This window comes from Promicromonospora sp. NPDC023805 (assembly GCF_040639635.1).
Taxonomy (GTDB): domain Bacteria; phylum Actinomycetota; class Actinomycetes; order Actinomycetales; family Cellulomonadaceae; genus Promicromonospora.
This window is the reverse complement of sequence record NZ_JBFAAH010000008.1, coordinates 159,157-171,013: the sequence shown is the minus strand read 5'-3', so window position 1 is coordinate 171,013 and position 11,857 is coordinate 159,157. Positions and strand designations below refer to the sequence as shown.

Sequence of the window (11,857 nt, the reverse complement as noted above, 5' to 3'; positions counted from 1 at the left end):
CGTTCCCGGCATGGACATCAACAACTCAGTAGCCCTCGTCACCGGAGCCAACCGCGGCCTGGGTCGCGCCTTCGCCCAGCGTCTCCTCGAGCGGGGCGCGCGCAAGGTCTACGCCACGGCCCGCCGCCCTGAGACCGTGGACCTGGCCGGTGTGGAGGTGCTGGCCCTCGACGTGACCGACCCGGCGTCCGTGCGGGCGGCGGCCGCGGTGGCCTCCGACGTCTCGCTGCTCGTCAACAACACGGGGATCTCGACGGGCACCGACCTCGTGACCGGCCCGATGGACGCGGTACGGCTCGAGCTGGAGACCAACACGCTCGGTCCTCTCGGCCTGATCCGGGCGTTCGCACCGACCCTCGCCGCGAACGGCGGGGGTGCGATCGTGAACGTCCTCTCCGCGATGTCGTGGTTCGGAATCAACGGCGCCAACGCCTACCACCTGACCAAGGCGGCCGCGTGGGCAATGACCAACGGTGTGCGGCTGGAGCTCGCCGAGCAGAGCACGCTCGTGACCGCCGTCCACCTGGGCCTCGCGGACACCGACATGTCGGCCGGCTGGTCGGTGCCCAAGCTCGCGCCGTCGGACCTGGCCGACGCTGTGCTCGACGGCGTCGAGGCGGGCTCCGCCGAGGTGCTCGCCGACCAGTGGAGCCGGGACATCAAGGCCCGGCTGCCGCTGACGCCGGAGGAGTTCAACGCCGAGATGGGCCGCGCGCTCTCCGCGCTCTCGGCGGCCTGAGCCGTCGCCTAGCGCGACCGTACGGCGCGCAGAACGGTGTCGTGGACGTGGTGCGTGCCCTCGGGCGGGGCGGTGGTGCGCAGGCGGCTCTCGTCGACCTGGACCGTCCAGGCCTCGCCGAGGAGCCGCGCGATGTCGCCGGGTGCGTAGTAGTCGGCGGGGTCGAAGTCCGGATGCCGGTACGTAGCCAGGTCGGCCATGTCGTGGCTGCCGACGAGCAGGGTGCCCCCGGGCGCCACCACGTCCAGGAGGCGGCGGAGCGCTGCGTGGTCCGGCCGGTTCGGGAGCGGGAAGTACTGGAGGGACACCAGGTCGAAGAGGCCGTCGGGCGGTGGCGTGGCGGTGAGATCTGCTTGCCGCCACGTCACCTGCCCCGCGAGCCCCGCATTGGCTGCGGCCGCCGCCCCGCGATCCAGCGCGACCCGGGAGATGTCGACGGCGGTGACATGCCAGCCGTGCCCGGCGAGCCAGATCGCATCGGCACCCTCGCCGCAGCCGACGTCGAGCGCTCGGCCCGGCGGCAGGCCGGCGGCCTCGGTCACGAGCACGCCGTTGGGGTTACCGCTGAAGAGCTGGTCCCGGCTGCTGTACCGCTCGTCCCAGTGCTGCGCGTCCATGTGTCCTCTTTTGCTCGGGCCTGATCGTGCTGGGCCCATCGTGCGAGTTCAGGTCGACATGAAGTCAACTGCGCAGCGTCAACTGTGCGGGCCGGGAGCTCCACCGCGGGCGGCGTGCGACTGCGCCGACATGGCGATAACTTCGCCTGGTCGAGGGTGAGCGGAGGGCTCGCCCGGGAGGTGCTTCATGGCTGTCACAACCACGGTGCCGGTCGACACGGTGATCGTCGGGGCGGGTTCGGCGGGCGGGGTGCTCGCGGCCCGGCTCAGCGAGAACTCCGCCCGGACGGTGCTGCTGCTGGAGTCGGGGCCGGACTTCGGCTCGGATCCCGACGGCTGTCCGGCGGACGTGACCGACGCCGCCGACGTCGGCCCCACCGACTGGGACTGGGGGCTGCAGGCCGCCCTCGGCGCGCTCGGGCGCGACTCGCCGGTGTTCGCCGGACGCCTCGTCGGGGGCAGCTCGGCGACCAACAACGTGATGGCGCTGCGGGGCAGGCCGCGCGACTACGACGGGTGGGCCGCAGCCGGCAATGAGGGCTGGGGCTACGACGAGGTGCTCGACGCGTTCGTCCGGGTCGAGAACGACCTGGACTACGGCGACCGGCCGGGGCACGGCGAGGCAGGGCCGGTGCCGATCCGCCGCTACGCGCTCGACGCGCTGCCCGATCCGCAACGGGCCTTCGTGGACACCTGCGTCGCGGCGGGGCACCCACCGGTGGCCGACCACAACGCACCGGACGCAGTGGGTGCGGGTCCGCTCCCGCTCAACGCGCTCGGTGACGTGCGCCAGTCCACCGCGCTGACCTACCTGGCCGAAGCCCGCCGTCGGCCCAACCTGGCGGTCTGGTCCGGCACGACGGTCGACCGTGTGCTGGTGGAGGGCGACCGCGCCACGGGGGTGCTGCTGGCCGACGGGCGCGCCGTCCCCGCGGGGCAGGTGATCCTGGCCGCCGGCACCTACGGGAGCCCCGCGATCCTGCAGCGTTCCGGGATCGGGCCTGCCGCGTACCTGCGCTCCCTGGGGATCCCGGTGCTCTGCGACCTGCCCGGCGTCGGCGCCAACCTGCACGACCACCCGCTGCTCCGGATGCGGTACGGCACGGGCGCGACACCGGAGGCGCTGCCGTGCCAGACGGTGCTGACCACCCGTTCCGACGGCGCGGTCGCCGACCCTGACCTGCAGATCTTCCCGAGTGCCGTCGCGCAGGGCGAGGCGGGGTCCGAGCTCATGCTCCTCGTGGCCCTGCTCGCGCCACGGTCGCGCGGGTCGGTGCGGCTGGCCTCGCCGCATCCGGACGACCAGCCGGTCATCGACGTGGGCCTGCTGAACCATCCGGACGACCTGGCGCGGCTGCGCAGCGGCGTCCGGCAGGCGAGGCGGCTCGCCAGGACCCCGCCCCTCGCCGACCAGCTGGACAACGCGCTCTGGCCCGGCCCCGACATCAGCGAGGACGACGAGCTGGACGAGGCGATACGCGCCGGGATCAACGTCTACCAGCACCCCGTGGGCACCTGTCGCATGGGCCCGCAAGGTGATCCCGGTGCGGTGGTCGACGCCGACGGACGGGTGCACGGGCTGACCGGCCTGGCCGTGGTCGACGCCTCGATCATGCCGACCATCCCGGCGGCGAACACCAACCTGCCCACGCTGATGATCGCGGAGCACCTCGCGCCCTCGTACGCCTAGGTACCCCGGTACGTCTGGCGCGCGGGCCTACGCCCGCCGGCCCGTGCGGTGCCGCGCGACGGCGTCGAAGTTGCCGCACCGCGCGGAGCAGTAGGCGCGCCGCCCGTTCCGGCTGGTGTCGACGAACACCGCGTCGCACGTCGTCCGGGCGCAGGCCCCGAGCCGGGTGCCCTCGGCCTCCACGGTGAAGATCGCGAGGCTGCCGGCCGTCACCGCCTTGACCCGCGCGACGACGTCGTCGCTCTCCGGCGCGAAGTGCAGGTGGGGCCGCAGCCCGTCGTGGGTGGTGAGGTAGGGCCGGCCCGCGCCGGTGGTGAGCAGGTGGTTGACGGCGTCGCACCGCAGGTCGGAGCTGCCTGCCTCGAAGACACGGCGCAGCGAGCGGGTCCAGTCACGCAGCTCCTGGCAGGCCCGGTCGGTGAGCTCGGCGCGGCGGACCTGGCTGTCCAGCAGCACCTCCAGGACCGTCTCGCGGGACCAGGTGCCGGTGCCGTCGAGGTTGACGAGCGCTACCGACAGCTCGGCGCCTGTCATGTTGTCATGGTTGAACTGCATTGACCCATTGCATCACGGTGGGCTGGTGCCCCTCGTCATCACCGCGATCCTGCCGGTAGTCCTGCTGCTCTCGCTCGGCGCGATCCTGCGTCGCCGCGTCGTCCCCGCCGACGCCTTCTGGCGCGGGCTGGAGCGTGTCACCTACTACGTGTTCACGCCCGCGCTGTTCGTCGGGTCGATCGCCGTGGCCGACCTGTCGGCGGTGCCCGCGCTGCCCCTCGCCGCGAGCGTCGGCGCGCCCGTCGTGGCGGTCGCGGGCCTCGTGCTCCTGCTGCGCCGTCTGCTGCGGGTCGACGGCCCGGCGCTCACGTCCCTGCTGCAGGGCAGTGTCCGGATCAACACCTACGTGGGCCTCGTCTTCGCCTCCGCGATGCACGGCAGCCCGGGTGTCGCCGTCTTCGCGCTCGCGACCGCTGTGCTGGTGCCCCTCGTGAACGTGATCTGTGTGAGCGTCCTGGCGGTCCACGGCGCGCGGACCGGAGCCGGTCCTCGTCCCCGGGGCGGGGTCTGGCGCGAGCTGGCGCTCAACCCGCTCATCCTCAGCTGTGCGGCGGGTCTCGCCCTCAACCTCGGCGGCCTGCGGCTGCCCGAGTTCCTGACCTCGCTGCTCGGCATGCTCGCCGGCCCGGCCATCGCGTGCGGCACCCTGATCGCCGGTGCCTCGATAGTGCTGCGCATGCGGCGCCAGGACCTGCTGCCGATAGCCGTCGCGTCGGTGCTCAGGCTGCTCGCCGTCCCGCTCGGCGCGGCCCTGCTGGCCACGCAGCTCGGCGTCTCCGGCGTCGCCTACGGAATCGTCGTGATCATCAGCTCGGTCCCGACGGCGCCGTCGGCGGCGATCCTCGCCGCGCGGCTCGGGGGAGACGTCCGGCTCATGGCGGCCATCACCGGTGTGCAGACGCTCCTGGCGGCCGGAACCATCCCGCTGGTCCTCCACTGGACGACCTGATGTGACCGGAGGACCTGACGCGACCGGGCGACCCGACGTGGGCGGGACGGCTCAGGGGGCGGTGGCACCCGGGTCGCCGACGTCGAACGAGCGGCCGATCTGGCCGAGAGCCCTGGCGAGCAGGTCGTCGGGATCGGTGTTCCAGGCTTCGGCCTTGAGCGCGAGCAGGCCGTCGAGCGTCAGCGACGCGAGGCCGTGGCCCAGGGCCCAGAGCGTGATGCCGACGGCCTGCGGGTCGGCGACGCCGAGCCGGTCGACCAGGTCCGTGAGGACCTTGAGCGCGGCGTCCCCGGCCTCCTGCACCGCGGGATGCTTCTCCGGCTGGGAGAGCTCGGGGCGGAACATCACCTGGAAGTGGCCGGGCTGCCGCCGTGCGAAGGTGACATAGGCGGCGGCGACGCGGACGACGTCGTCGGTCCTCGACGCGCCCGGCGACCTGCCCACCGCGCTCAGCAGGTCCTGGGTGAGCAGGTCGAAACCCCGGGCGGCGATCGCCGACAGCAGGGCGGCCCGGTCGGCGAAGTGGTGGTAGGGCGCCCCCGGGCTGACGCCGGCCTCGCGTGCGACGCGCCGCAGGCTCACGGCGCCGATGCCCTCGGTCTCGATGAGCCGCACGGACGCCTCGACCAGTTCCTCGCGCAGCGAGCCGTGGTGATACGTCTCGCGCTTGCGCACGCTGTTGACCTCCACACCGTTGACCTCCATCCAGACAATCTATACGGTGTTCATAATCTAATCACCGCTCAGACTGGAGGCATGATGTCGAGGATTCTTGTCACCGGCGCTACCGGGTTCATCGCCGGGCACGCGATCGAGGAGCTGATCAAGGGCGGTCACGAGGTCCGCGGGACGGTGCGCTCCCTGCGGGACCCGGCACGGGTCGCCCACCTGCACCAGATCGCCTACGCGCTGGGCGGGAGCCTCGAGCTGGTAGAGGCGGACCTGTCCGGGGACGAGGGCTGGGACGCGGCCGCCGCCGGCCAGGAGTACGTGCTCCACATGGCCTCGCCCTTCCCGGCGACACCGCCGCGCGACGAGGCGGAGCTCGTGCGGCCCGCCGTCGACGGCACGCGACGGGTCCTGGAGGCGAGCGTCCGGGCGGGTGTGCGGCGCGTCGTCATGACGTCGTCGACCGCCGCGGTCAACTCGGGCAGGTCGCGCGACGACGCCGAGCGGCGTCGGACCGAGGGCGACTGGAGCGACCTGGACCGGTCAGCTCCGTACGCGAGGAGCAAGACCCTCGCGGAGCGCGCCGCGTGGGACTTCGCGGCGCAGCATCCCGAGCTGGAGCTGGTGGTGATCAACCCCGGCCTCGTGCTCGGCCCGCTGCAGCATGCGGCGGCCGGCACGTCGGTGGCGCTGGTCCGCCGCCTGCTGAACCGCGAGCTCCCGGCGGTCCCGGAGCTCGGGTTCGCGTCCGTCGACGTGCGTGACGTAGCGCGGGCGCACGTGCTGGCCGTCGAGACGCCCGCCGCCGCCGGTAACAGATACATCTGCGCCGGCGAGAACGTGTGGTTCGGGGAGATCGCGCAGATCCTCGGCGAGGAGTTCGGGCCGCAGGGATACCGCGTGCCCCGCCGGCGGATGCCCTACTGGATGCTGTGGACGGCCGGCCGGTTCGACCGCGAGGTGCGGCTCGGCCTCGACTTCGTGGGCAGCGCCGATCAGGTCAGCGCGGACAAGGCCCGGCGCGAGCTCGGCTGGAGCATGCGGCCGGTGCGGGAGACGGTCGTCGACACGGGCCGCAGCATCATCGACCTCGGGCTCGTGCGGGCGCGCTCCTGACCGACGGCAGGACGACCCCGGGTACACCGTCGCGCACATTGTCGCGTGGGTGAATTTCGAGCTCATGAAGAACGTCACCGAGATCGGCCAGCTCCGTATGCTGCGGGCCGCGGCGTCGGCATGACCATGTGGAACGGACCACGCGAGGGCCTCTGACGAGCACAGACGCCCGGTCGGGGAGCCCGGCTCGGGCGCCTGTCGAAGATTAGTTCACCCGGGCGGCCCCACAGGCTACTTTCAGCAGCGATACTTGAGTGGTGACTACGTCCAGCGAGACCCCTGCGGTGGCAGGAGCAGAGATCCCGGTAGAGCTTCTCTTCCGAGTTCCATACGGCAAGGTCCTGCACGGCAGGGACTGCCAGCACCTGTCCGAGGATCGCCTGGCTGCTCTTCAGCCCGCGACCGAGCTCGACAGGCAGAAGTTCAAGGTGTGCAAGACATGCCTCATCGCCCTCACCGGTTCGAGCCGCGACGACTTCGACTCCTTCGAGGCGGCGCTCGAGGCGCTGCCCATCCCGGCGGTGCACCGGCCGGTCATGCGCGAGATGGCCGAAGGCCTCGACAAGACCCGCATCTGGATCCCGTCGTCCCGCTCGTACGTCGCCGTCTCGCCCGGCCCCGGCCAGGAGGCGACCGCCTTCTTCAACAAGGGCTTCGTCGACATCCAGCAGGCCGGCGGCGGCTACAAGCGCATCCTGATGGCCGGATTCTCGGGTACGCAGACCAACACCTTCGCGCACGCGCCCGACGCCGCCCCGGCGAGCTGCCCGGGCTGCTACATGCAGCTGCCCGCCACGGGCCGCTGCGACGCCTGCGACTGAGGTCGCCGGTCCTGATCTGAACGAGCCGGTGGGTTCCGCAGAGTAGTTCTGCGGGGAACCCACCGGCCTTCGTGCCTACCGAGCGACGTCGTGCCGTACGGCCGCCAGGGCCGCGGTCGTGTCGGCGGTGACCAGGTCGGCGTTGATGTGCGCGCCCGCCAGCGCGCCGGCCGCGGCAGACGCCCCGACCTGCGCCGACAGGTCTGTCGCGTTGCCTGCCACCCAGACGCCCGGGATCTCGGTGGTCCCGGCCGTGCCGGTGACGAAGTGGCGACCCATCCCGTTGGGCAGGTCCTGCAGCGGCAGTCCCAGGCCCTCCAGCCCCTCGGTGCGGGCCCGCATGAGCGTCGCGACGGCGACGACCCGCCGCTCCACGAGCTGTCCGTCCGCGAGGCGGACGCCTGCGATGCCCCCGCCGTCGGCCGCCACCACCTGGTCGACGGCGGCGTCCACGACCCGGATGTCGCGGGCGGCGAGCCGAGCCCTTGCGTCGTCGTCGAGGTCGGTGCCGCGGCTGAAGTAGACCAGGTCGTCGGTGAGCTGCCGGAACAGCAGCGCCTGGTGCACCGACATCGGGCTCGTCGCCAGCACGCCGATCGGCTCGTCGCGCACCTCCCAGCCGTGGCAGTACGGGCAGTGCACCACGCTGCGCCCCCAGTGCTGGGCCAGCCCGGGGACGTCGGGCAGCACGTCGCGCAGGCCGGTGGCGACCAGGAGGCGGCGGGCGTGCAGCGTGGCGCCGTCGGCCAGGGTGACGGTGAAACGCGGGTCGCCATCGGCGGACGGGTCGGCCGTGGCGGCCTTGATCACCTCGCCGGACAGCACCGTGCCGCCGTAGCCGCGCACCTCGTCGCGGCCGCGTTCCAGCAGCTCGGCCGGGGGAGTGCCGTCCAGGCCGAGCAGCCCGTGCACCCCCTCGGCGGGTGCGTTGCGCGGGGTGCCGCTGTCGATCACGACGACCGAGCGGCGGGACCGGGCGAGCATCAGCGCGCCGTTCAGCCCGGCCGCGCCGCCGCCGACCACCGCGGCGTCGACGGTCTCGTCGGGCAGCTCTCCGGTGGGCGTGGAGCTGGTTGCAGGCATGTCTCGTTCCCTTTCGTGGCGCGGCCCTGGGTGGTGGGCCGGATACGAACGACGCTAGCTCGCTCTTGCCACTTGGGCATAGAGTCTTGCTTATGACGCAAGAAACTGGTGAGCTGGACAGCCTGGTGCGCAAACGCATCCGCGCCCTGCGGGTCGCGCAGGGCTGGTCCCTGGAGGAGCTGGCCACCCGCGCCCGGGTCAGCCAGTCGACACTCAGCCGCATCGAGAACGGCCAGCGGCGTCTGGCCCTGGATCAGCTCGTCACGCTGGCGCGGGCGCTCGACACGTCGCTGGACCAGCTCGTGGAGACGGCCACGGAGGACGTCGTCATCAACCCGACGGTCGACGGCTCGCACGGCGCGATGCGCTGGTCGATCAAGGCCGAGCCCGGGATGAGCGTCGTCCGGCAGCGCATGACGAGCCCCGCGCCGGACAACCCCGCCCGCATGCGCGCCCACCCCGGCCGCGAGTGGCTCGTCGTCATCTCCGGCACCGCGACCCTGCTGCTCGGCAACCGGCGCATCCGCATCGAGACCAACCAGGCCGCCGAGTTCCCGACGATGCTCCCGCACGCCATCGGCGCGGAGGGCGGGCCGTGCGAGATCATCGGCATCTTCGACCGGGACGCGCGTCGGGGTCACCAGCGCGGGGAGGGCGCGGCAAAGCCGGCGACATCGGCCCGAGACAGGTCCTAGGCTCTCGCGCGTGATCGTCACCGAGATCGACGGGCTGCCCGTGCGGCTCCGCGCGCCGCACGATCTGTCGTTCACGGCCCGCTGGGGCAGCGTGTTCGCCGTGCTCGACCAGCAGGACTCGGGCAACCTTTGCCTCGGCATCGAAGGGCCGGCGGGGAGGGTGTTCGTCAAGTACGCGGGGGCACCGACGGCGCGGTACGACGGCGCCGTCGGGACGGCGGTCGCGAACCTTCGTCGCTCGGCCAAGGTGTACCGGGCGCTCGCCCATCCTTCGCTCGTGCGGCTGCGCGAGGCCGTCGACGTCGGAGCCGGGCACGCCCTAATTTTCGACTGGACCGACGCGACACCGGTCGGCAGGCAGTACGACCGCTCGCACGTCGTCCGGTCCCTCCCGGTGTCGGCCCGGGCCGACGCCGTCCAGCAGATCTACGACTTCCACGTGCACGCCGCGGTGCAGGGCTGGGTGGCGATCGACCTCTACGACGGTTCAGTGATGCTCGATGCCGACGGCGGGCGGGTCACCTTGTGCGACCTCGACCTCTACGAGCAGGGCCCGCTGGTCAACCGGATGGGGCGGATGTGGGGCTCGACCCGGTTCATGTCGCCCGAGGAGTACCGGCTCGGCGCGCCGATCGACGAGGTCACGAACGTCTTCGCGCTCGGTGCGCTCGCGCACACCTTCCTGGGCGACGACGCGACGAAGTCGCGGGAGGCGTGGGTCGGCTCGGACGCACAGTTCGAGTTAGCCGCCCGGGCGTTGCACGCCGAACGGGACGCTCGGTGGCCGTCGGTCGGGGCGTTCGCGGAGGCGTGGCGCGGCGTGGGACCGGCGCGCGATCTGCCGGGGTGACCCTACGAATTCGGAGTGTGTTGCCCTGAGTAGACAACGTCTACTCTCAGTGACCGAGCTCGAATTCGTACTGTCGCCCTGGGCTCCCGCTCCCGCGCCACAATGAACCCATGAGCCAGCCCCGCCGTCCCTCGCACCCCGACCTCTCCGCGCTCAGCGAGCTCAGCGAGGACGAGAAGGAGAACTTCGCCGAGCGGCTCCGCGAGCGCGTCTACGTCACGTTCGCCGCGCTCGCCGTCATCCTCACGCTGCTGGCGCACGCCCACGGGCTCACCGCTGGGACCGCCGCCGGCTCGCTGACCATCACCGCCGTCGGCACGGTCGCCGCCGCCTGGCTCGCCGAGCTCATCGCACACCTCGCCGCGCACGGCGGGTTCCCGGACCGGAAACACCTGGGCGCCATGACACGGACAAGCGGCAGCGCCCTCGTGACCATCGTGTTCCCGCTGCTCGCCCTGCTCGCGGCGGGGGTCGGGTGGTGGGAGGTGACGACGGCGCTCCGGGTCGGCGTCGGGGTGCTGATCGGGACTCTCGTGGTCATCGCCTGGCTCGGCGTCCGCCGCACCGCGCTGCCCTGGCCTGCGCGGATCCTGGCGTTGGGCATGCTCGCGGCGCTCGCCGTCGGGGTCGTCGCGCTGAAGCTGCTCGCGCACGCCTGACCGCAGGACCTGGCGTCACCGGCGGTGCGGGTGTCGCACACACCACAGCGTCCGAAATCCGCTAGTCGCCCCACCGCGGCACGGGCGAGAATCAGCCGGTGACATCCTCTCCACGCTCCGGCGCCCTCGAATTCTGGTCGGAGCTGCCCAGCGACGGCCGCTGGCTCCTGTCCACGGTGATCGTGCAGTTCTTCGGCCGCGGCCTGACGCTGCCGTTCACGATCATCTACCTGCACGAGGTGCGCGGCTTCTCGCTCGGCCTGTCCGGCACGCTCATGGGCCTGATCGCGGTCGTCGGCCTGCTCGTCACCGGCCCGGCCGGAGCCCTCGTCGACCGGTACGGCGCGCGTCGGGTCATGCTCACCGGCCTGTTCTTCGCCGTCGCCGGATACGCGGTGCTCGCGTTCGCGACGGTCCCGGCGGTCGCCGCGCTCGGGCTGGCGCTCTTCGGGGTGCAGCTCGGTGTCGGGTGGCCTTCGGTCAACGCGCTCGTCGCCACGGTCGTCGACGGCGACCTGCGCCAGCGGTACTACGGCGTGAACTTCGCGCTGCTCAACCTCGGTGTCGGTGTGGGCGGCGTCGTGGGTGGGCTCGTCGTCGACGTCGAGCGGCCCGAGACCTTCGTGATGGCGTTCCTGGTGAACGCTGCGACGTTCCTGCTCCCGATCGTGGTGCTGCTGGGGCCGCTGCGGCATCTGCACGGCCGGGTCGACCGGCCGGCGGACGACGGCGGCAGCAAGGCGGCGGAGGGCTACCTCAGCATCCTGCGCCGGCCCGAGGTGCTCTGGCTGTCCGGGCTGGGGCTGCTCGCGGCGTTCGTGGGATACGGCCAGATGGAGGGCGGGTTTCCTGCGTTCGCGCGCCTGGTGGCGGAGGTGTCGACCCGCACGATCGGCTTCGCGTTCGTCGTGAACACGGTGGTGATCGTCGCGCTCCAGTTCTGGGTGATGAACCGGGTCGGCGGACGGCGCCGCACCCGCGTGCTCGCGGTCATGGCCGTGGTGTGGGCGGCGGCGTGGCTGCTGCTCGGCGTCGCCGGCCTCGTGCCGGGCGGTACGGCCGCCGTCGTCATCGTCCTGGTCTTCCACGCCTTCTTCGGGCTGGGGGAGACCCTCATGCAGTCCGTGCTGCCCTCGCTGACGAACGACATGGCGCCCGCCCACCTGCGCGGCAGGTACAACGCGATCAGCTCCGGGGCCTTCCAGGCCGGCACGATCGCCGGCCCCGTGGCCGCGGGACTGCTGCTGGAGCGCGGGTGGGCCGGCGGTTTCATCGGGGTGGTGGTGGCCGGATGCCTCGGGATCGTCGCGATGGCGGTCGCCGTCGGGCGGCGGGTGACGCCGGAGGTCGACGGCGTGCGACAGGCGGCAGCCGCGGCACCATCCCGAGGCAACGAAGAAGCGTGATGACAGCG

13 protein-coding genes are annotated in these 11,857 nt (G+C 72.4%); 9 read left to right on the top strand and 4 right to left on the bottom strand.

Annotated features, from left to right (window positions below; all coding sequences use genetic code 11):
• Positions 1-10: 10 nt before the first annotated feature.
• Positions 11-739: an SDR family oxidoreductase gene (locus tag AB0F70_RS10925; RefSeq protein WP_357447512.1), complete on the top strand. Its 729-nt coding sequence runs from the start codon at positions 11-13 to the stop codon at positions 737-739.
• A gap of 8 nt (positions 740-747) precedes the next feature.
• On the opposite strand, the gene AB0F70_RS10920 is transcribed toward AB0F70_RS10925, so the two are convergent.
• Complete coding sequence (locus AB0F70_RS10920; protein WP_357447509.1) at positions 748-1,356, bottom strand: class I SAM-dependent methyltransferase; 609 nt, start codon at positions 1,354-1,356, stop codon at positions 748-750.
• 187 nt (positions 1,357-1,543) lie between these two features.
• Between AB0F70_RS10920 and AB0F70_RS10915 the strand changes: the two genes are divergently transcribed.
• On the top strand, positions 1,544-3,046 hold the full coding sequence (locus tag AB0F70_RS10915; protein WP_357447506.1) for a GMC oxidoreductase: 1,503 nt from the start codon (positions 1,544-1,546) through the stop codon (positions 3,044-3,046).
• A 27-nt stretch (positions 3,047-3,073) separates the two neighbouring features.
• Here AB0F70_RS10915 and AB0F70_RS10910 read toward each other — a convergent pair whose 3' ends face one another.
• On the bottom strand, positions 3,074-3,601 hold the full coding sequence (locus AB0F70_RS10910) for a CGNR zinc finger domain-containing protein (RefSeq protein ID WP_357447503.1): 528 nt from the start codon (positions 3,599-3,601) through the stop codon (positions 3,074-3,076).
• Positions 3,602-3,626: 25 nt separating this feature from the next.
• Here AB0F70_RS10910 and AB0F70_RS10905 point away from each other — a divergent pair, with 25 nt between their 5' ends.
• On the top strand, positions 3,627-4,550 hold the full coding sequence (locus AB0F70_RS10905) for an AEC family transporter (RefSeq protein WP_357447500.1): 924 nt from the start codon (positions 3,627-3,629) through the stop codon (positions 4,548-4,550).
• Between the two features lie 51 nt (positions 4,551-4,601).
• Here AB0F70_RS10905 and AB0F70_RS10900 read toward each other — a convergent pair whose 3' ends face one another.
• Positions 4,602-5,255 carry a TetR/AcrR family transcriptional regulator gene (locus tag AB0F70_RS10900; protein ID WP_357447497.1) on the bottom strand — a complete coding sequence of 218 codons (654 nt, stop codon included), beginning with the start codon at positions 5,253-5,255 and terminating at the stop codon, positions 4,602-4,604.
• A gap of 51 nt (positions 5,256-5,306) precedes the next feature.
• Here AB0F70_RS10900 and AB0F70_RS10895 point away from each other — a divergent pair, with 51 nt between their 5' ends.
• Together AB0F70_RS10895 and AB0F70_RS10890 are read left to right on the top strand one after the other, a co-directional pair.
• Positions 5,307-6,335: an aldehyde reductase gene (locus AB0F70_RS10895; protein WP_357447494.1), complete on the top strand. Its 1,029-nt coding sequence runs from the start codon at positions 5,307-5,309 to the stop codon at positions 6,333-6,335.
• 257 nt (positions 6,336-6,592) lie between these two features.
• A complete protein-coding gene (locus tag AB0F70_RS10890; protein WP_357447491.1) occupies positions 6,593-7,156 on the top strand; it encodes a hypothetical protein in 564 nt (187 codons plus the stop codon).
• 75 nt (positions 7,157-7,231) lie between these two features.
• Here AB0F70_RS10890 and AB0F70_RS10885 read toward each other — a convergent pair whose 3' ends face one another.
• The gene (locus AB0F70_RS10885; protein ID WP_357447488.1) at positions 7,232-8,239 is read right to left on the bottom strand and encodes an NAD(P)/FAD-dependent oxidoreductase; all 1,008 of its coding nucleotides are present in this window, start codon (positions 8,237-8,239) and stop codon (positions 7,232-7,234) included.
• A 92-nt stretch (positions 8,240-8,331) separates the two neighbouring features.
• Here AB0F70_RS10885 and AB0F70_RS10880 point away from each other — a divergent pair, with 92 nt between their 5' ends.
• From AB0F70_RS10880 to AB0F70_RS10865, 4 genes are all read left to right on the top strand, one after another.
• On the top strand, positions 8,332-8,934 hold the full coding sequence (locus tag AB0F70_RS10880) for an XRE family transcriptional regulator (RefSeq protein ID WP_357447485.1): 603 nt from the start codon (positions 8,332-8,334) through the stop codon (positions 8,932-8,934).
• Between the two features lie 10 nt (positions 8,935-8,944).
• The gene (locus tag AB0F70_RS10875) at positions 8,945-9,784 is read left to right on the top strand and encodes a hypothetical protein (RefSeq protein WP_357447482.1); all 840 of its coding nucleotides are present in this window, start codon (positions 8,945-8,947) and stop codon (positions 9,782-9,784) included.
• Positions 9,785-9,894: 110 nt separating this feature from the next.
• The gene (locus tag AB0F70_RS10870; RefSeq protein WP_357447479.1) at positions 9,895-10,443 is read left to right on the top strand and encodes a hypothetical protein; all 549 of its coding nucleotides are present in this window, start codon (positions 9,895-9,897) and stop codon (positions 10,441-10,443) included.
• 98 nt (positions 10,444-10,541) lie between these two features.
• Complete coding sequence (locus tag AB0F70_RS10865; RefSeq protein ID WP_357447476.1) at positions 10,542-11,849, top strand: MFS transporter; 1,308 nt, start codon at positions 10,542-10,544, stop codon at positions 11,847-11,849.
• Positions 11,850-11,857 lie beyond the last annotated feature (8 nt).

Coding starts and splice junctions, on each gene's coding strand:
- AB0F70_RS10925 (WP_357447512.1), top strand. CDS start 11: ATGGACATCAACAACTCAGTAGCCCTCGTCACCGGAGCCAACCGCGGC.
- AB0F70_RS10920 (WP_357447509.1), bottom strand. CDS start 1,356: ATGGACGCGCAGCACTGGGACGAGCGGTACAGCAGCCGGGACCAGCTC.
- AB0F70_RS10915 (WP_357447506.1), top strand. CDS start 1,544: ATGGCTGTCACAACCACGGTGCCGGTCGACACGGTGATCGTCGGGGCG.
- AB0F70_RS10910 (WP_357447503.1), bottom strand. CDS start 3,601: ATGCAGTTCAACCATGACAACATGACAGGCGCCGAGCTGTCGGTAGCG.
- AB0F70_RS10900 (WP_357447497.1), bottom strand. CDS start 5,255: ATGGAGGTCAACGGTGTGGAGGTCAACAGCGTGCGCAAGCGCGAGACG.
- AB0F70_RS10895 (WP_357447494.1), top strand. CDS start 5,307: ATGATGTCGAGGATTCTTGTCACCGGCGCTACCGGGTTCATCGCCGGG.
- AB0F70_RS10885 (WP_357447488.1), bottom strand. CDS start 8,239: ATGCCTGCAACCAGCTCCACGCCCACCGGAGAGCTGCCCGACGAGACC.
- AB0F70_RS10880 (WP_357447485.1), top strand. CDS start 8,332: ATGACGCAAGAAACTGGTGAGCTGGACAGCCTGGTGCGCAAACGCATC.
- AB0F70_RS10870 (WP_357447479.1), top strand. CDS start 9,895: ATGAGCCAGCCCCGCCGTCCCTCGCACCCCGACCTCTCCGCGCTCAGC.